This window comes from Deltaproteobacteria bacterium (genome assembly GCA_016235345.1).
Lineage (GTDB): Bacteria > Desulfobacterota > Desulfobacteria > Desulfobacterales > Desulfatibacillaceae > JACRLG01.
The window spans coordinates 138636-158059 of record JACRLG010000011.1; the positions used below are offsets into that span (position 1 = coordinate 138636).

The 19424-nt window shown below is 57.3% G+C and carries 17 protein-coding genes; 13 read left to right on the top strand and 4 right to left on the bottom strand.

Annotated elements, in window-relative coordinates; all coding sequences use genetic code 11:
• Positions 1 to 157: 157 nt before the first annotated feature.
• Positions 158 to 1297: a hypothetical protein gene (locus HZB23_05950; protein MBI5844193.1), complete on the top strand. Its 1140-nt coding sequence runs from the start codon at positions 158 to 160 to the stop codon at positions 1295 to 1297.
• Positions 1298 to 1469: 172 nt separating this feature from the next.
• Here HZB23_05950 and HZB23_05955 read toward each other — a convergent pair whose 3' ends face one another.
• Positions 1470 to 3473 (bottom strand): FAD-dependent oxidoreductase, encoded by a 2004-nt coding sequence (locus HZB23_05955; protein ID MBI5844194.1) that lies wholly within the window; start codon positions 3471 to 3473, stop codon positions 1470 to 1472.
• Positions 3474 to 3992: 519 nt separating this feature from the next.
• Between HZB23_05955 and HZB23_05960 the strand changes: the two genes are divergently transcribed.
• From HZB23_05960 to HZB23_05990, 7 genes are all read left to right on the top strand, one after another.
• On the top strand, positions 3993 to 4853 hold the full coding sequence (locus HZB23_05960; protein MBI5844195.1) for a hypothetical protein: 861 nt from the start codon (positions 3993 to 3995) through the stop codon (positions 4851 to 4853).
• A complete protein-coding gene (locus HZB23_05965) occupies positions 4850 to 5344 on the top strand; it encodes a PaaI family thioesterase (GenBank protein ID MBI5844196.1) in 495 nt (164 codons plus the stop codon). Before HZB23_05960 ends, HZB23_05965 begins: the two co-directional genes overlap by 4 nt.
• 41 nt (positions 5345 to 5385) lie before the next feature.
• Positions 5386 to 5724 carry a P-II family nitrogen regulator gene (locus HZB23_05970; GenBank protein ID MBI5844197.1) on the top strand — a complete coding sequence of 113 codons (339 nt, stop codon included), beginning with the start codon at positions 5386 to 5388 and terminating at the stop codon, positions 5722 to 5724.
• A gap of 419 nt (positions 5725 to 6143) precedes the next feature.
• The gene (locus tag HZB23_05975; GenBank protein ID MBI5844198.1) at positions 6144 to 8444 is read left to right on the top strand and encodes a tetratricopeptide repeat protein; all 2301 of its coding nucleotides are present in this window, start codon (positions 6144 to 6146) and stop codon (positions 8442 to 8444) included.
• A gap of 393 nt (positions 8445 to 8837) precedes the next feature.
• Positions 8838 to 9677 (top strand): hypothetical protein, encoded by an 840-nt coding sequence (locus tag HZB23_05980; GenBank protein ID MBI5844199.1) that lies wholly within the window; start codon positions 8838 to 8840, stop codon positions 9675 to 9677.
• Positions 9678 to 9702: 25 nt separating this feature from the next.
• On the top strand, positions 9703 to 10209 hold the full coding sequence (locus tag HZB23_05985) for a DUF3592 domain-containing protein (protein MBI5844200.1): 507 nt from the start codon (positions 9703 to 9705) through the stop codon (positions 10207 to 10209).
• A gap of 86 nt (positions 10210 to 10295) precedes the next feature.
• A complete protein-coding gene (locus tag HZB23_05990; GenBank protein ID MBI5844201.1) occupies positions 10296 to 10691 on the top strand; it encodes a hypothetical protein in 396 nt (131 codons plus the stop codon).
• Positions 10692 to 10775: 84 nt separating this feature from the next.
• On the opposite strand, the gene HZB23_05995 is transcribed toward HZB23_05990, so the two are convergent.
• Together HZB23_05995 and sppA are read right to left on the bottom strand one after the other, a co-directional pair.
• A complete protein-coding gene (locus HZB23_05995; protein ID MBI5844202.1) occupies positions 10776 to 11450 on the bottom strand; it encodes an HAD family hydrolase in 675 nt (224 codons plus the stop codon).
• Positions 11451 to 11617: 167 nt separating this feature from the next.
• Positions 11618 to 12559, bottom strand: a complete 942-nt coding sequence (sppA, locus tag HZB23_06000) for a signal peptide peptidase SppA (GenBank protein ID MBI5844203.1) — start codon at positions 12557 to 12559, stop codon at positions 11618 to 11620.
• A 313-nt stretch (positions 12560 to 12872) separates the two neighbouring features.
• On the opposite strand from sppA, the gene HZB23_06005 reads away from it, so the two are divergent.
• On the top strand, positions 12873 to 14582 hold the full coding sequence (locus HZB23_06005) for a transglutaminase domain-containing protein (protein MBI5844204.1): 1710 nt from the start codon (positions 12873 to 12875) through the stop codon (positions 14580 to 14582).
• 167 nt (positions 14583 to 14749) lie between these two features.
• Here the strand turns inward: HZB23_06005 and HZB23_06010 are convergent, their stop codons facing one another.
• A complete protein-coding gene (locus tag HZB23_06010) occupies positions 14750 to 15625 on the bottom strand; it encodes a hypothetical protein (GenBank protein MBI5844205.1) in 876 nt (291 codons plus the stop codon).
• A 578-nt stretch (positions 15626 to 16203) separates the two neighbouring features.
• Between HZB23_06010 and HZB23_06015 the strand changes: the two genes are divergently transcribed.
• The 4 genes from HZB23_06015 to groES all read left to right on the top strand — a co-directional run bounded on the left by HZB23_06015 (position 16204) and on the right by groES (position 19405).
• Positions 16204 to 17712, top strand: a complete 1509-nt coding sequence (locus HZB23_06015; protein ID MBI5844206.1) for a M48 family metalloprotease — start codon at positions 16204 to 16206, stop codon at positions 17710 to 17712.
• 159 nt (positions 17713 to 17871) lie between these two features.
• The gene (locus HZB23_06020) at positions 17872 to 18387 is read left to right on the top strand and encodes a hypothetical protein (protein ID MBI5844207.1); all 516 of its coding nucleotides are present in this window, start codon (positions 17872 to 17874) and stop codon (positions 18385 to 18387) included.
• A 166-nt stretch (positions 18388 to 18553) separates the two neighbouring features.
• The gene (locus HZB23_06025) at positions 18554 to 18850 is read left to right on the top strand and encodes a zinc ribbon domain-containing protein (protein ID MBI5844208.1); all 297 of its coding nucleotides are present in this window, start codon (positions 18554 to 18556) and stop codon (positions 18848 to 18850) included.
• 267 nt (positions 18851 to 19117) lie between these two features.
• Positions 19118 to 19405 carry a co-chaperone GroES gene (gene groES, locus HZB23_06030; GenBank protein ID MBI5844209.1) on the top strand — a complete coding sequence of 96 codons (288 nt, stop codon included), beginning with the start codon at positions 19118 to 19120 and terminating at the stop codon, positions 19403 to 19405.
• Positions 19406 to 19424: the final 19 nt, after the last annotated feature.

Here is a 19424-nt window from a genome sequence, read left to right on the forward strand (position 1 = left end):
CGCGGCCCTGTGGCTGATTTGCCCTTGACACCCGGCCAACCATGCGGCTAAGGTTGACGATACGGTCAAATTTTCGGGGGGACCGGCGCTGCTGCCCGTTTTCCCCCGATTCGCCATTTTTTCCTCTTCAAAAATCTCATCTCGCCAGGGAGCCGCCATGGAAGACAAGCGTAATCTCCTCGTTGGTTCAATGCCTTCGGCCTTTTTCTTCGTAGTGTTCTTCTCGGCCCTATTCGTGGTCACCTTCCTGGTGGCGCGCGGCCTTGCCTCGGTGGCGGAAATCGACAACATCGTAAGCATCCGCTTCATCCTCATGTACGTCACCCTGTACGGGCTTTTGACCGGAGTGATACTGGCCGCTTTTCAGAAAAGGGTCGGACTGATAGCCGTCGGGGCCATTTCGGGCGCGGTGGGCTCATGGATCAACTGGGCCGCAGCCGCCATGCTCTGCATCTGGATGGTATGCTACGGAGCCATCCTCACCGTGGTCAGCCTTGTGAAACAGGATTCGCCGGTCTGGACCATGATGAACGCCAAGACGGAAATGGTAGAAGCCCTGGCGAAATACCCCATGCTGATTTTCGGCGCGGCCTTCGTGGTGGGCGTCCTTTTTCTGATCGCCTACGCAAGAATCAAGTTCGACGCCGTTTATCCGGCCTGGGCGTCCATCAGGCTCACTGTGGCCGTCATGGTGGGCGTGGCGGTGATAGTGGGCGTGGTGCTGGCCCTTCTCGCCCCCAGAGTGACCCAGAAGCAGTTCATCAGCGCTTCCTTCGCCACTTTGCCCGACAGGGTGAACATGGCCGCCGTACAGGGCGTGAACGCCTCCATCGGGGTGCGCCTCATGAAATTCGCGGGCATGGAGGAGGCGGGGAAAAGCGACTTCGCCATGCCGGGCCAGGAAGCCCCGGAGGCAAAAAAGCTGCCTGACATCTTCTTCGCCGATTACACCATAAACATTGAGGACGGCGCGGTCAGCGTGGTTCCGGGCCTCGGCCCCAAGACCCAGGCCAACGTAGCCGTCTACCTCGACCACTGGATGCAGATAGCACGCGGGGAGCACACCATAGGCTCGGTGCTGGACATCAGCATGGCCTCCTTCACAGGCTCCGAGGAAGTGCTCCGGGCCACCGACCCCTACTTCAAGGCTTACCAGCCGCCCCTTCACCAGGCCTTCACGGACATAGTCATAATAGCGGTGATACTGCTTCTGGGCTCTTTTTCCATCGCCCCCATGCTCTGTGTCTATGACGCGTTCCACTATTGGTCCCAGGAGTGGGCCAGCGAAGCCGTCTAAAAACGCGAATTGCTGCGTTGTGCATCGCCTCGCACTTCATCGTTTTTATCCAGGCTTCGCATCCTGGCTGTTATTCAGCCTGACCGGCGTACGACATGTGTTACTAACAAACACGAACGAGCCGACCGGAGACAATCTCCGGTCGGCTCGTTCTGTTTCAGGCGGGAAGCGGTCAGCCCAGGGCGGTCACCGCCAAAAAGCCCCCGTGAATGGCGTCGTCAATCTTCCCGATTTTGCCTCCGTCTCCCACCACGCTCATGGGCACGCCCGTTGATGACAGGGCCTCGGCAAGGCTCTTGCGGCTTTTGGAGCCCGATGCCAGGATGAGTGTGTCGAATTGTCCCGACAGGACAGCCCCGTCCTTTTCCCAGGAGAGCTTGCCGTCTTCAAAGGAAAGGACTTTGGTCCCGGTGTTGATTTCAACCCCGTGGCGCTTCAGGTTGTCCAGAAGCACCCACTTGGTGGAGCGGCCCACGTCCTTGCCCGCCTTGTCCAGCATCTCGAAAACGACCACCGAGCAGGAGCCCTTGAAAATGAGCTCCCTTATGCGTTCCGGAGGCTCCGCCTCGTAGGCCAGCAGGAAATGAACCACCTCTGGCGTCAGGGTCCCCTTCTGGGCCACGAAAATGGCCGTTTCCAGGCCCACCGCCCCGCCGCCCACTATGGCCACGTTGGGGCCTATGGGCGGATTGTTCGAGAGCACCTCCCAGGCTGTGAGAACATTGGGGCCGTCGATTCCCTTTATTGGCGGAACCAGTGGCTCCGCGCCTTCGGCCACTATCACGTGATCCGGCTTTTCGCGCGCAACCAGGGCGGCGTCCACCTCGGTATTGAGAAACACCGGGATGTCGAGCTTTTTCAGCATGGCCCGATAGTAGCGGATGAACTCCAGGATTTCGTGCTTGTGGGAGGGAGCGCCCGCAAGCCAAAGCTGGCCGCCTATCCTGCCCGATTTTTCGTAGAGCGAAACCGCGTGGCCCATCTGGGTTGCGGTGACGGCAGCCTCAAGGCCGCCCGGCCCGGCACCCGCCACCAGAATCTTTTTGGGGGATTTCGTCCTTGGAAGGCCGCGCTCGAACTCGTAGCCCGCAAGGGGGTTTCCTATGCAATAGACCGGCCTGCCGGAAAAGACCATGTCGGTGCAGCCCTGGGAGCAGGCCACACAGGGGCGGATTTCATCCTCCCGGCCTTCCTGGGCCTTATTCGGCCATTCCGGGTCCGCTATCAGCACCCGGCCAAGATTCACCATGTCGGCGCAGCCGTCCCGTATTATGGCCTCGGCGGAAACCGGATCGGCTATGCGGTTGGAGGCCATGACCGGAACCTTCACCGCCCGCTTCACGTTTAAGGCCAGAAACGCGAAGCCCGCGCGGGGAAGCTCCATGGGAAGCTGGGGAACGCGGGTCTCGTGCCAGCCGCCCGTCACGTTCAGCACGTCCACGCCCGCCTTCTCGTACACCACGGCGATCCTGGCGGCCTCGACATCCGTGTTGCTTCCGGGTATGAAGTCGTTTCCGGCCATTCTTATGCCCATGGGGAAATCCGGCCCTACGGATTCCCGCACGGCCTCCAGAACCTCCCTCGGAAAACGGGTGCGGTTTTCAAAAGAGCCGCCGTACTGGTCGGTGCGGATGTTTGTTACCGGCGAAAGGAACTGGGTGATGAGATAACCGCCCGATCCTATTATCTCCACGCCGTCGAAGCCCGCCTGCTTCACCCTAAGGGCCGCCGCCGCGAAGGCCTTCCTGGTGCGCTCGATGTCCTCCAGGGTCATTTCCCTTGGAGTCGCCTTGGAATAGCGGGAGTAGACCGGGCTTGGGCCTATGGGCACACCGTTATTGATGAGAATGGGATGGGAATACCGGCCCGCGTGGAATATCTGCACCCAGGGGCTTGCGCCGCCTTCGCGGATGACCTGGGCCAGCCTGGCGAAGGCCGGGATGGCGTCGTCATCGGCCAGGGACAGGGCCACGAAGCCCGCGCCGATAAAGTCGATGCCCACCGGGCCCACGGTTACTATGCCCGCGCCGCCAGCCCCGCGCGCCCTGAAAAACTCGTAATAACGGTCGTTCAAAAGTCCGTCGTAGGAGTACAAAAGCCCAAGGGACGGGTAGGCTATGCGGTTTTTCACCGTAAGACGCCCGATTTTCAAAGGCGAAAAGAGGTATGGATACATTAAGGGCTCCTTTTTCTATGCCAGCGTTTGGCCTCGTGGATCATTTTACCAGCCTGTCTAAAAACGCGAACTGGCAGCGCCAGCGCTTCAAAGCCAATTCCGTCACGTACCTTAAGTAGGCTTACTCATTGGCTTTTAGCGCGCCGTGTTCATCGTTTTTATTCAGGCTTTGCATCTTGCCTTTTCAACAGGCTGTTACCGAGCGTTCGCTTTTATCCGGTTTCGGATGATGGTCCTCCTGCAGTGGTGTAATCAAGTTCATTAATTGAATCGTGTTCAATAACATTAGGCGAGGTTCACGGGAATTGCAAGTCTAATTTTTTTGCATGTAAAAGGAATTGCAAAGCCCGTGGAATTTGTATTATTCTGATTATTCCGACACGATACGGGTAGGCGGGAACCAATCCGTAAAAAAGACTTACGCCCGCCGCTTCATTTTTCGGCCATCTGCGGGCTTTGAATCCAAACCAGGCAACAGGGTCACATAAAAACGAAATCAGCCGAAAGGATTTCAAAATCATGGGGCGTTGGAACAGTAACCGGATCATCGCGCTGTGCGCTGTCGTCGCCGTCACGGTTATATTCGCAGGGGGTTGTTCGGGCAAGCCCAAAAAGAAGCCTTTGAATGAAATTCCCATAGAGGTGAGCGCCTTCGGGAAAACCGAAACCATGCACTACGCCTTGGGCCTTAACGCAGACCCCAAAACATGGGACTGGAAGAGCAAGTCCAATTTCCTTTACAGCAGGACCACCACGATCCTTGCCACCGCAGTTGAAATGTTCGACACCGTGACAGCAGGCGCGAAAACCTACAACATGCGCCTCACCTGCAAAAAAAGCCCCTATCTGGACGTGGTCCGCAGCCACGTAACCGAGGAGCAGGGCGGGAAAATCCTGGACGAGTCCAGGGTCGAGGTGAAAAACGGCAAGCTCCATCAGAGTTTCCTGAAGGCCAAGCCCAACGTCATCGACTATCCCGACAATATCGTGTCCCAGGCCGGGCTCATGAGGATCGTGGAGGTTCTGCCCAGGGAAAAGGGCGTCCTGTACACCTTTCCCGGCTATTTCGACCCCCAGGAGCCCAGGCCCGAAACCGGAGAGGGCATCGGTCTTGAATGCATGGGCGAGGCCGAGATAAAGGCCGCCGACCGCAAGCTAGCCTGCACCCTGTTCGTTTTAAGGGGCGTGCGCCGGGAATGCCGGTTCTACGTGGACGACAAAGGCGTTCTCCAGTTCGTGGAAATGGACGGCGGCTACACCCGCATGGCCCTTCTGACCTCCGCCGAACTGGCCAGGTTCCCCTTTGTTCCGAGGCCCACGGGCGCAAGCCCGGTTGCGGCGGCCCCTGAAACCGCCCAGGCTTTAACCCTAGCGCCATGACCGGATCGAAAAATTTCTGGACCGAGTTCCTGGACAGCATGGAGGCCCGCACCCTCACCGAGGCCCCGCCCCACGCGGTGAACCTTAAGCTGCCCCCCATAGACGGCTGGGAGCCGGGCCGGGTGTGGTTCACCTGGACCGTGGACCCGGCCTTCATGAACCCGGCGGGCACCCTTTTCGGCGGCTATCTTTCCGCCCTGGCCGACCAGATACTGGCCTTTGCGGTCATGACGGTGCTTGGCCCGGAGGAGATGTTCACCACCAGCGACCTTCGCATGTCCTTTTTCAGGCCGGTGACAGGCGGGCGGCTCTACGTGGAAGGCAGGGTCATCAACCGCAGCCGCCACATGGCCCACCTTGCCGCCGATTTCATCCGTGAGGACAGGAAAGCCGTGGCCACCGCCACGGCCACCCAGGTCCTTTTCAAAAACGAGTCGTTCAGACCCTTCGAAAACCGCACGGGAAACCGTCAGGACCGGGATCCTGAATAATTTTATCCGCAACTTCAATCAGAACGCTTCAGGAAAACGACATGAAAAAAATCGAAGCCATAATCAAGCCGTTCAAACTCGAGGAAGTCAAAGAGGCCCTGTCCGAAATGGGAATCAAGGGCATGACCGTGTGGGAGGTCAAGGGCTACGGACGCCAGAAGGGCCACAAGGAAATCTACAGGGGCGCCGAATACCTGGTGGACTTCGTGCCCAAGGTGAAGATGGAAATAGTGGTGGACGACGACGTGGCCGAACGGGTGGTGGAGGCCATACGGCAGGCGGCCAACACCGGCTCCATAGGCGATGGAAAGATTTTCGTGCTGCCCGTTGACGAGGCCATACGTGTGCGCACCGGAGAACGCGGCCCAGCCGCCATCTGAAAACCGAAAGATACTTAAACACAGGACTTGCGATTTTGTGGGGGAGGGCGGGAAAACCTTTTTTGAAAAAAAGGTTTTCCCGCCCTCCCCCACACCCCCTCCCACCATTTCCAAAAAACTTTAAATATTAGAGGGTTATTGAACCAATACCTGTTGTCGGCCAATATTTTCAAGATGATCTGCAATTTTGAGTATCCCGAAAAACACGGCATCCATAGTAGCCTGGATGAAAAATACGATGCCCCCGAAGTTCGTAGCGCCTTTAAAAAACCGCGCAAGCGTGCGAAGCACGCGTAGCGTAAGATAAAGGGGGGTCCGGGGGAGCGACGCTCCCCCGGCCGCCGGAGGCGCTTTAGCTTTTACATGGCCAAAAGCCCCGCCTTGCGCCCAAGGCGGGGCAAACATCCGCGAGGCGAGGCGTGCCGCGAAAAAATATCCTTCTGGCCCTTTTTCTGGCCGCGCTGGTGATCACGGCCTATATCCCTGCCTTAAAGGCCGGTTTCATCTGGGACGACGACTCCTATCTCACCGCCAACAAAACCCTTGCCTCGCCGGACGGCCTTTCCCGGACCTGGTTTTCCCTTTCCGCCAATCCCCAGTATTACCCCTTGGTTTTCACGAGCTTTTTGCTGGAGCGCTCGCTGTGGGGCGTAAATCCCCTGCCATATCACGCGGCCAACGTGCTTTTGCACCTTCTGGGAAGCCTCATCCTGTGGCGGGTTCTTAAACGGCTCGGCCTTCCCGGAGCCTGGCTCGCCGCCGCAGTATTTGCCCTTCACCCCATGAACGTGGAATCCGTGGCCTGGATCACCGAGCGCAAGAACGTGCTTTCCGGATTTTTCTATTTTTCCTCTGCCTTCTGCCTTGCGCGTTTCTTCGGGTTCGGCCCCAAAACCGGCAACAGGACCCCCTCCTTCTGGTACGCGGCGGCCCTCTTGCTCTTTCTGGCGGCGCTTCTGTCCAAGACCGTCACGTCCGTTCTTCCAGCCGCCTTTGTGGCGATTCTGTGGTGGAAAAACGGAGCGGTGAAAAAGACCGACTGGGCGAGGCTCGCGCCCTTCTTCGCCCTGGCCCTGGCCTTCGGGAGCATCACCGCCTGGGTTGAGCGCCACCACGTGGGGGCCGCCGGGGGCGAGTGGGACCTGACCTTCCCGGAACGCATCATAGTGGCGGGAAAGGCCCTCTGGTTCTATATCGGAAAAATTCTCCTGCCGGTAAACCTCTGCTTCATCTACCCAAGGTTTTCCACAGACGCCGTAAATTTCGTCTCCTGGCTTTTTCCGGCGGCCTTCATCCTCTTTTTCGCGGCCCTTTTCGCCTTTCGCGGAAAAATCGGCAGGGGACCGGCCACGGCCATAGCCTGTTTTGCCATGGCCCTTTTCCCGTCCCTGGGCTTTTTCAACGTCTTTCCACACCGCTATTCCTTCGTTGCGGACCACTTCGCCTATCACGCGCTTCCCTTCTTCATCGCCCTTGTCGTCTGCGGGGGGGCTGGGCTTCTGGAACGCTTGCGTCAAAAGCCCCCAAGGGCGGCCATGATCGCTCCCGCAGCGCTTCTGGCCTTCCTCGCCGCTTCGTCGTCGGGCCACGCCGGGGTGTTCACGAGCCTGGAGACCCTCTGGAGCAGGACCATAAAGTCGAATCCTTCGGCCTGGATCGCCCACAACAACCTTGGGGTGTACCTCGATCAGGCGGGCCGGGAGGCCGAGGCCCTGGCGCATCTTGAAAAATCCCTGGAAATCCGCCCGGACCTGCCCGAAGTGCACTACAACCTGGCGGGTTATTACGGCCGGAAGGGGAACAGGGCCAAGGCGGCGGAGCACCTGGAGCAGGCCCTTTCCCTTGAGACCTCCAAGGATGACGTGCATTACCAGCTTGGCCTTCTGCTATTGGAAAAGGGCCGTAAACAGGAGGCCCTTGTGCGTTTCCTGAAGGCCGCCAAGGCCAACCCTTCGCACGCCCAGGCCCTTTACGAGGCGGGAGCGCTTTTTTCGGAGGCTGGCGACAGGCGGGCTCTCTATTATTTTCAAAAGGCCCTTGCGATAAAGCCAACCATGGCCCAGGCCCATCACGGCATAGGCCGCGTGCTGGCCGCCTCAGGGGACGCAAAGGGCGCGGAAAAAAAATTCCGCACGGCCCTTGTCGGCCTTCCGGGCGAGGCCACCATCCATAACGACCTGGGCGCGATACTTGTGGCAGAGGGCAGGGAATCCGAGGCCATGGAGTCCTTCAAAAGGGCCGTTTCGCTCAATCCGCGCTACGCAGAGGCCATCACCAACCTGGCCCTTCTGCTTGTGAAGGCGGGTGAAAAAGACGAGGCCCTGGCCCGCTACAGGCAGGCCCTTCATGTGGAGGAGAAAAACCCGGAAACCCACTACAACATCGGGGTGCTCCTAATCGCCAAGGGCGGCGGCGGGGAGGCCTTCGCTCACTTCGCAAGGGCCGCCGAACTTGCCCCGAATTTTCCCGAGGCCCGGTTCGCCCTTGGCCGGGAGCTTTTCGCCCGGAATCGCTTTGCCGAGGCCGAGCCCCATCTGAAAGCGGCGGTGGCGCTGGCCCCGGATTTTCTGAACGCCCGCGAGGAGCTTGTGAAATTCCTGTGGATGACCGGAAGGCCCGACCGCGCAAGAAAAGAACTCGCCGATATGAACAGGCTCGACCCCGCCCTTTCCGCCGACCTCGAAAAATGGATGAAAAAAAACCGCCCGGAAAAAGGGTGAGGCGCGTCGCAAGGGGATGCTGAATTTCCTCCCTGGCTGGAGACCTTTAAAAAAGGGAAAAAGGCCATGCGCCGCGCGATATCAGGAACTCTTGGGTTCAAAATTGCTGCGGTTGCAATATCTGCGGCCCTTGGCCTCGTTATCGCCGAAATCGTAATGAGAACCCTAAGCCCGGTGCAGGTGGTCATTTTCCCGGAGGGCCTGATAGCGCCGTCTGCCGACCCCGCCGTCTGTTACGAGCTTAACCCAAGGTGGCCGGAACACGACCGGGACGGACTAAGGGTATCCGGCCCCCAAACCGGCAAAGGGCCGCACGGGAAAAAAATTCTCGTAACGGGCGATTCCATTGCCTACGGGCTCGGGGTCGGCCCCGGCCAGACGATTTCTGCAACAATGGGCCGCATTCTGAAAGGCTGCGGGCTGACCGATGATTGGGAAGCCCTCAACCTGGGGGTGCCGGGCCACGGAATAGGGCAGATTTGCGCGCGGCTCGAAAACAAGGGCGCAAAATACGAAGCGGATTATCTGGCATACATATACTGCCTCAACGATATCTTTGATGACGCAGGACAGGCCGGAAATTTTTTGATCGCCAACAACGATAAATTGATATTGCCCGAACAAATGTTGGAAACAAAATATATCGATCTGTTGCTGCGGCTACAAATGGCGCAAAGGGGCGTTCTTCTGTACAGAAAATTGAAATACGGAAAAGCGGTAAAAACCGGCGTTCAAGCCGATTTCACTTATTTGAAAAACCGAACCGACGATACGGCGTTAAAAATAATCAACGGCTTTTTATCCAGGCAATACAAACATCATTATGTCGACGTGAACTGGGGCAATGCGGAACATTCTTATTATCCCGATTATTACAATAAGCTGTATTACCTGCTGAAATTGAACGCCGGGTTATCCGGCATCGGCAGGTTCTGCAGAAAATCGAAAATATCGCCGTATATATTCATCGTCCCGATTTTCACCCCCGATAAAACGGACAGTTACGTTTTCGCCCACATACACGGCCTGATAACCGCGCTTTCCAGGCATCACGGCCTCTACGTAAAGGATTTGCAGCCTCTTTTATCCGCGCATCCGTCAAGCCTTGTCAGCCAGAAGGATTATTCTCATCCGAGCGCTTACGGAAACGAGGTCATTGCAAGGGAAGTTCTTAAGACTATCGGATTTTCACGATGCCTTGCCGGGAACAGGATGAAACCAACAGGCGCGTGACAGCCTTTAAAGGGCGGGACCAGACATGGACCAGAAAATGTCGCCGGGAATGCGTTTTTTCTTCGGAAGGTTGTTCCCCCTGCCCTTTTTCATCGCAGGGGCCGTAATCCTGTTCTTCGGACTTAGGGATCTGAACCGGGCCATGGAAAGCGCTTCGTGGCCCACGGCGAAGGGTGTGATAGAGCGAAGCTCCGTCGAATACCATTCCGACAGCGACGGCAGCACGTACAGCGCCGAAATCGTTTATGATTTCATCATAAACCGGGTTACGTACAGCGGCGATTCCGTCGGCTTCGGCGATTTGAGCACAAGCTCGGTGGCCCGCGCCCAAAACATTGTGAACAGGTATCCTAAAGAGGCGAGCGTAACGGTCCATTACATGCCGGGAAGGCCGGAGGTGTGCGTGCTGGAGCCGGGAGTCAAGGGCCAGACCCTGTTCATGCCCATATTCGGCCTTGTCTTTTTCGTAACAGGTGCGGCGATGCTGATATATATGCCGAGGCTCATGAAAAGCCAGGCTGACAGAGAATAGGCAGGCGGCGGCTGACCTGGCAGCATACTTGTAATGATTTGACCAGATAAGCTGAAGCACAGTGCCCACTTAAGAGGACAACTTATATGAAGCCCAAAAAACTAACTTTTGCGTGCGCGACATGCATCTTTTTTCTAATTATTATATATAGTATTGTTATTATATTTTTGGGTGATAGACCAGGAGGACAGGTATTATTTGCTTCACAACAGCCACCAAATATTCATTATGAGTCTTTTGACCCTTATATATTTAAAATTATTCAAGGATCAATCAAATGGAATACCATTGGTTGGCCTCGCAGAACAATTATCATGATAATGCGTAACAAAGACGACTCATATGGTCATTTCATCGAGACAGATTTATTTCAAAAAGGTGATAAAATTTCTGTTTTTTGGACCAATAATGCAATAGAAGTTATTTTTCCGCTTGGGCACAAATTGATTATACCTAAAAAAGTATTTATTGGGGGCAGATAATGCTTATCGGCCTCCATGTTGGGTGAACCCGCACTTCGCGCGGAACCACCCAACCTACTGAAATCAAATGCTAACCGTTACATACTAAGGCCGCGCAAGCTCAACCACGTCCGCCGGGGTCTTGGCGAGGTGGGCCGCGCCGGATGAGGCCAGCTCATCCTGGGTGCGGAAGCCCCAGAGCGCCCCCACCGGGTGCATTCCGGCTGCGATGGCGGTTTTCATGTCTATGGATGTGTCGCCGAGATAGAGGATTTCGGACGGGGATAGCCCCAGGCTTTCGGCGATTTCAACGGCCCCGGCGGGATCGGGCTTTTTGGGAACCCCAAGGCGCTCGCCCAAGATCATCTTAAAGGGGATGCCCGGAAAAAAGAACTTCACCGTCTCCTTTGTGTTGGCGTCCGGCTTGTTGGAGAGCACGGCAAGCATAAGTCCCGCCCGGTCAAGCTCCGAAAGCATCTCGACGATTCCTTCATACGGCTTTGTTTTGGCGTTCCAGGTTTTTCCGTAGATTTCGCGGAGAAGCGCCACGCATTCCTCCACGGTTTTTTCGTCCTTCGCTCCTTCGGGAAGCACCCGGCGGACGAGCATCACTATCCCGTCCCCCACGAAATAGCGCATCTCCTCCCTTGTACGCCCCGGAAATCCGCGCATGGCCAGCACCGTGTTGACCGAGTCCGTGAGATCGTCCAGGGTGTCCAGAAGGGTTCCGTCCAGGTCGAACACCGCCGCCTTGAAATGATTTTTCGCCGATTGGGGCATTTTTCGTCTTTCGTTACTGAAAATTTGCCGGGGCCACGTACCGAGCCCGTCTAAAAACGATGAAGCGCGAAGGTTGGCGAGAAGCGCGGGGAGATATAATACTGTTCGTATATGACCGACCCGCGCTTTGAAGCCTGACACAGCGATTCGCGTTTTTAGACGGGCGACTACTCAGCGCCTGGAAGCCACATATAGTAGAAGCCCGGCGAGAGACTGGCCGGGGCCAGGGGCGGAATCCCCAGGTCCACCAGGGAGGCCCTTGCGGGTGCGCTCATGGTGGAAGGGTTGTAGACGTTGTCGTCCGGGTAGTCCGCCCGGCGGTAGGCCACCACCTTTGCGTCCTCCGGCAGTCCGGCAAGGGACCTGGCCTTGGCGATGGCGTCTTTCATGTAGCCCACTTCATCTATTAGGTTCAGTTCCCTTGCCCGCGCGGCTGTGAAAATGCGGGCGGTGGAGACCTCGGCTGCGGCTTCGGTGGTGAGCCTGCGGCGCTCCTTCACGAGTCCCATGAAACGCGCGGCCATGTCGTCGGTTATATCCTGGAACAGGGCCTTTTCCTCGTCCGTGGCGGGCCTGAAAGGCGAGCCCATGTCCTTGTTGCGGCCTGAGGTGTGGGCGGTGACGTCCAGGCCCAGCTTGTCCATGAGGCCGGTGACGCGGGCGCGGGCCATTATGACGCCCACCGAGCCGGTGACGGTTATGGGATGGGCCACGATCCAGTCCGCAGGAAGGCTTATGTAGTAGCCGCCCGAAGCGGCCAGGTCCAGCATGGACACCACGAGCTTGGCCCCGGTCTTTTCCTTGAAGTCGGTGAGTTCCTTGTAGATGATGTCGGAGGCCATGGCGCTTCCGCCCGGCGAGTTCACCACAAGAACCACTGCCCGGACCTTGGGGTCTTTGGCCGCCATGTCAAGCTGGGAGACGAGTTCCTGCATCATGCTGGGCTTGGAGCGCAGCATTCCCTCCTGGGGGGCGTCGGAGATTTTGCCCTTGACCGGTATGATGAGCACCTTTTGGGCGGACTTGCCGGAAAGCAGGCGCTCCCGCAATGGGTCCTGGGCGTCGGTGAAAAGTTTCACGTTGGGGGCCACGCATCCCTGAAGAATCAAAAGGACGCCAAGACTGATTAATAGGAACGCCGATTTTTTCGCTTTCACCGATTTCTCCTTCAATTATCGTTTTTTGGCCCGGTCCGCCGCAAGGCCGCCGAACCGGTTCCATCGAGCCGGGACGCACTATAAGCCCGGCGTTTTTTCAAGTCAATTCAATGCCGGTGGATAGAGTGCAACAAACCATGCTTGACAGTATCGCCCGCTAATCATAATCTGAAAAAATGGAATGAAAACATCGGCGAAACGAATTGGCGTCAGATTCCCCCTGTCCCACGGCCTTTTCCATTGCAAAGGCAAGCAAGGAGAAACCATGAAACGTTCCGCACGGTTCTTTTTTTTGGCCCTGATCCCCGCGTTTTTCGGCCTTTACGGCGAAGCCCTTGCCGAAACCTACCTTCTTAACGGCGGCCAGACGGCAGAGATCAATTACATGATGGTGCAGGAGGTGGAGCCGCATCCTGGGATAAAGACATTAACCTTGAAGTTCGCCGTGCCGCGAGGCTTCGACTCTGCCACCTACAGCCAAGCGGTGAGGGAGGAGGGATTTTACTTCTACCCTCAGCCTGCATCCCAAAGGCGGGTGACGGACCAGCGCGGAAACGAATTCGTGGAGGCCGTGTTCAACGAGCCTCAATCCACCATACGCAGCACGGTGCGCTTCGTGGCCGAAAACACGGTGAAGCTGGACACCCTGGAAACCAAGGCGCCCTTTCCCGTGGCCGAGGTCCCGGAGGAGGTCCGGCCCTTCCTGACCCCCACCCGTCTGGTCCAGAGCGAGGACCCTGTGGTGGCGGCCAAGGCCCTTGAGCTTACGAGGCAGGCGAAAACCGAATACGACGCGGTTTCAAGCATCCTCACCTGGCTTGTGGATTACATGCGTTACGAGTCCAGGCCCCAGAGCCGTGACGCCCTAAGCGCCCTTTCCTCCGGGCGCGGCAACTGCCAGAACTACGCCCATCTCGCAGCAGGCCTCATGCGGAGCGTGGGCATTCCGGTAAGGATCGTGACCGGCGTCACCCTGAAATGGCCCTACCGGGTGAAGGCCAAAAACGCCATCATCACCATGAACATGGCAATGGGCCGCCACGCCTGGATAGAGGTCTATTTTCCCGATCTCGGCTGGGTCCCCTTCAATCCGCAGAACTCTGTGCTTTTCGTCTCCAACCGCTTCATCCGCATGGAATCGGGCCGGGACAACGACGAGGCGGCCAAGGACGGCTTCATCCAGTGGACCCAGCCCAAGGGGACCACCGGCCAGCCCAGGCCCTCGGAAATCTTCCACGTGGATTTTCTGGAGGACCGGGTGGACATGCGGGCCGACAAGGCCGGTTACGGCCCCCGCGCCCTTTATCTCACCCCGAACGTGGAGGGCACCTTCGCCAAGGTGAAGGCCGCAGCAGCCGCAGGCCCGGTCTTCGCCTGCCCGGTCGCCCTTCCGCCCGCCTCGGCCCTGTCAACCCCGGTGGCCTTCGGAAACATGGATTTCCCGGAGGGGCTCGATTTCGCAACCTGGCAGGGCGAGCCCGTGATTGCGGAGGACGGCTCCCTGAGCTACCCCCGGACCTTTCTGGCGGAGACCGCCGAATACGTCACAACCAAGGGCGAGCAGTACGCCCAGGCCTTCGTGACCGACCAGCCGCTGAAACTTTCCGAGGCGGGCCTGGCCCTTCACAGCTTCGGCGGCGAGGGCCAGATATGGCTTGAGCTTTACAGGGACGCCAAAAACGCGCCGGGCGAGCTGATCGGCACCAGCGAGGTGGCCGAGGTGGAGCGCATACCCTACAAGCCGGGCTACAACTGGGAGAACTTCAACTTCGCAGGGGACGTGGTGCTTGGTCCGGGCCAGTACTGGCTTGCCCTGGGCTTCACCGGAAGCCCCATCGTGAACTGGTTCTACACCTACGGCACACCGGTGGGCCCCCAGGACGGAACCAGGATGAAAAGCATGTTCGCGCCGGATTGGAAAACGGTCCTGGCCAACGAGTTCAATTACAGGATAAAGGGGCTTACCACCGAATAAAAAACGTGCGGGACATTAATGAAGTTTGTTTGAAGCCTAAACCCCATCGCAAAGGGATGGCGCACCTGGGAGCGCGGGCGTCCCGCCCGCTTTTGCCTTTAATGCGGGCGGGACGCCCGCGCTCCCAGGAAAGATTCTCCTTTCACTGTATTCATTCAAGATGACGACTATTCCATCAGCTTCTGAAGGTCGAAACCGAAAACGCTGCCGAACCTGTCGGCTATAACCATCCTGTAGCGGAAAACCAGGTAGACCAGAACTATGAGGTAAATCAGCTTGCGGATGGGCGCGGTGTCGCGCCAGAACTTGCCGAAACTTCTCAGCCACTGGTAAAGGAAGTCCAGGCGCTCGCGGCGGCGGCGCGCCCGCTCCTTGGCTATCATGATCTTTTCCATCATCTTGTAGTGCCGGGCCCGGATCTTTTCATCCTGCATTCCCCGGTCCTTGTTCATCATCTCGGCAATCTTCTTCCGGCGCTCCTCTACAATGGCCTCCCTTTTGCGGAGCATCTCCATGTAAGGGGCCAGGAGGAAGTCCTTCAAGTCCACTCCCAGGCGGTCTATCCTTTTAAAGGGCGTTGCGATCACCTGACCCGCCGCAGACAAAAAGTCCTGCAACACCGCAAGGCGCATGGAAAGGGCCACCTGCCGGGTTTTCCGCTTTTCCCACTTTTTGCGGGCAGCCTCCTCGCGCTCCGGCTCGATGGACTTGAGATAAGCTATCTCCTTCTGACGTTTTTCCTCGCGCTTGGCCTCCATCTTGAGCAGTATGTCGTCAAAGGGCTCACGAATGCGCCTGCCGATCAACTCAAGCTGGTATTCCACCTTTTTCCAGGGATTGGCCACGGCGTTGCGCAGCTTCCACAGACGCCTTTTCCAGCGTTCCAGGCGGGCCTTGCGCCGGGCCTCTTTTTCCCTGGCCTTCATCCATTTTTCCGCAACCCTGGCCATTTCCGCCGCGTCCGGCACGGGCAGGGTTTCCATGACAGCCCCGATGGCGGGCTCTTTGGCTGGTTGTTTTACGCCGTTTAGCTTTTCGGCCATTTTGTTTCACCCGATGTTGATTTGAACGGAATTCTTTTGAACGGCCCCGATCTCTCGATCAGGCCCCTGATGAGATCCGGTTTCCATAAGTAAAACAAGCCCTTCGGCCCATACGCCGTGGACTGAACTGCGATAGGGCAGTCCCTATGTCCGGTGAGGGGCAAGGTTTGCGCCCCCGCAGAAAAATTTGATGGGCAATGCTATCACGCCGCTATCTGCTTATGCAACGGGCTTGTTGAGGATTTGCATGATCGCCCTATGTGAAAAAGGTTACCCGTATTTCACATAATACCCCATGCCCGTCAAAAAACGTTCCTCCCATACGGCCCATTTTTCACTGGAGACGCCGTTCCCGCCTCAGGGGACTTTTAGGGGCTGCATACTTGCTCCGTACCGGCAGAAAAATATCTCTTGCCTTGCTTTAAGTCTATGTAATACAATATATAAATTCATTCGATCCACCTTATAAGGGAAAGACGGGCCAGGGGGAAGGCCCTTCGTCTTTCTTTGTCCTCCTGCGGCCCTGTGCCGGGAAAGCACCCGGGGCCGCCAGAAACCTTAATTTCGAAAGGGCGCACATGGATCTCGTCTACAAGAAGGAAAAAACGCTTTATGCAATTCTTCTGATAATCTCGATTATCGCATGGCTTGCCATTATCGTCGGAACAATCGGCATCGCGCTGGCATACCTGCTCATTTTTTTCATATTCTACCTCTTCGCCCAGTCGGCCCTTATTTCATATCTCAAGGGAAACGGCGTCCTGATCACCCAGGATCAGTTCCCGGACATCCACGAGCAGCTTGTTTCATGCTGCAACACCCTTGGGCTTAGGGAAATTCCGGAAGCCTATCTGCTTCACGCGGACGGGGCCTTCAACGCCTTTGCCGCCCGCTTTCTGGGCCGCAACTTCCTGGTCCTTTTCTCCGACGTGGTGGACGCCCTGGCCGAACGCCCCGAATCCCTGAAATTCTACATCGGCCATGAGCTTGGACACATCGCCCGCAAGCACATGCTGATTTCCCCGATTCTCGCGCCCGGAAAAATCCTGCCCCTTCTGGGCGCGGCCTATTCCCGCGCGCGGGAGTACACCTGCGACAATTACGGCCTGCACTGCTGCCCGAACCCCGAAGACGCCGCCATCGCACTTTCGGCCCTGGCCGCTGGCGGGCAGCGCTGGAAAACCCTTTCGGTTTCAAGGTTCGCGGAGCAGTCCTTTGCAACCGGCGGATTTTTCATGTCCTTTCACGAGCTTACCGCCGGCTACCCCTGGCTGGTCAAGCGCGTTGCCAGGATTCCCGGCGTAATGCCCCCAAGGCTGGCCTTTCCCACCCGCCACCCCCTGGCCTTTGTTTTCGCTGCTTTCGTTCCCAACGTGGGCGCGGGCAACCCCATCGCCAACGTAATGGTGACCGCCGCGATAATCGGCGTGTTGGCCGCCATCGCCATTCCCAATTTCATCGCCTACCAGAAAAAAAGCTACGATGCCGCCGCCAATGCGGACATCAAAAACGCCTACATTGCAGCCCAGGCCTTTTTTACAGATAATCCAGGCGGAGCGGTAGACGAGAACCTGCTCAAACAAAGCGGTTATGTCCCCACTCCGGGCGTGAGCCTTGAGATAATGGACGGAACCAGGGAAAACCTCATGCTTGCCGCCTTCCACGAAGAGGGCAAAAACACCTATACGGTGAATGCCGAGGGTAACATTTCAAGCGACGAGGATGAAGCTTCGGAGAAAGATTCGGAAAGCGGCATGGATTTGCAGGCGCTCATGAAACAGGCAATGTCCCAGCAGAACGGGGGGCAGGGGGCTTCCGATGAATCCTCGGAGATGATGGAGGACAGCGATCCGGCCAGTAACGACGCCAAGATGGCCTATATGGCGGCCCAGGCGTATTTCGTCCAGAACCCGGACGCCCAGGCTTCCCTTGAGGCCCTTGCGCAGGTGGGCTTTACGCCCTCGGAAGGCGTTGAAATCTCTGTATCCGGCAATCAGGCCGGGCTTGCCATAAGCGCCAGCCAAAAGGACGGCGAAAAGGTTTACAGCCTGGATGCAAGCGGCCAGATCACAACCACCGACAAATAGCCTTTTCCAACCCGTGTTCCGCGTTCGCCGGGGCGCTCATTCCTGCCCCGGCGGACCGGCCCCCAAGCCGTCCTTTCTTACCGCTTAAAACCCGCCGCCCCCCCCTTGAAAACCTGCCCGGCCTGTCTTATATTATAGAGGTAAAACCTTGGAGGCGGCATGGGAGAGCTTCTTCATTTCGATGAGGGCCAGATAAGCACCGTGGCGGAAGCCGGGGCCATCGCCGAGGAGCTTGTGGCGGAAGCCTACAAGATGAGCGCGGCCCAGTGGCGGAAGCACCTCTACGACGTGAAGACCCTCTCGGAGCTTTCCCCCGAAGAAGTGGCACCCGGCAGGCTTGCGCACCTGGTGCGCTACGCCGGAAAGCGCAGGGACTCAACCCTGGCCTCGGCGGCCTTCGATTTTTACCGCATCTGCCTCATGGATCACTCCATGCTCTCGGTGCTTGCAACGAAAAAAAATTTCACGCTGTTTCCGCTCGCGGTTTACGTGCTCTGCCACGAGCTGGTTCATGTGGTGCGCTTTTCGCGCTTTCTCCAACCCTTCGAGACCCCAAGGGAAAAAAGGGACGAGGAGGAAAAGCGGGTCCACGAGAAAACCCTGGACATTTTGGGCGGAATCCGCATGGATGGCCTTAGCCCCATAGTGCGGCACTATCAGCGCCACGGGCCTTGATGGATTTTTATCCAAGCTTTGCATTAAGCCTTTTTCAATGGGCGGTTAAATCAGGTGCAGTGAACGGATCGCGTTTTTGGACAGCCTGAGGCCTTGACACCAGGTTTTTTATGCCTATAATAAGCCGGTTACGGCACGAACCTTTTTAATCTGGGGGAGAAGTACAATGCCCATCTACGAGTATGAATGCGAAAAATGCGGCGCGAACCTGGAAGCCCTTCAAAAGTTCTCCGACGCGCCCCTTTCGGTTTGCGACAAATGCGGGGGCGGCCTGCATAAGCTCATGAGCCAGACCAGTTTCCATCTAAAAGGCACCGGCTGGTACGTCACCGACTACGCCGGAAAGAAAACCGGGGCCGCCCCGGCCAAGGATGCGCCCGCCGAAAAGACGGAGACCCCCAAGGCCGCTCCGGTAAGCCCGTGCGCCTCAGGGGCCTGTTCAAAGGCTCCTTCCGCCGACTGATCAAAAATTCCGGTCTATGGCCTTCTCCGCCCGCAGGAAAAACTGTCCTGCGGGCGGATTTTTGTTGAACCGGGTTTCAGAATTTTTATTGGCGGCTCTTTACAAGGCGCATTTGGTGATTAATTTTCACCATCAAAACCGAGCGAATGCCCGAAGGCTCATTTAAGGCTTTGAAAGCAACAGTTTCAATCGTGCGCCCAAAAGCGTCAAAGTTTGCTGCGGCGCAAAAATCCTGGTGATAAAATCCGAGAAGGAGGAAAGTAACGCATGAAAATCAAACCGTTGGCCGATCGTATCATCGTAAAAAGGCTTGAAGAGGAAACCAAGACCAAGGGCGGCATCATCATTCCCGACAGCGCCAAGGAAAAACCCGCAGAGGGCAAGGTCGAGGCCATCGGCTCCGGCAAGATGAAGGAAGACGGAACCCGCATCGCAATGGAAGTGAAAGTGGGCGACCGCATTCTCTTCGGCAAGTACTCCGGCACCGAGGTCAAGATCGACGGTGAGGAGTTCCTCATCATGCGGGAAGATGATGTTTTAGGGATTGTAGGCTAATCAAAAGGGAATCCCCCTC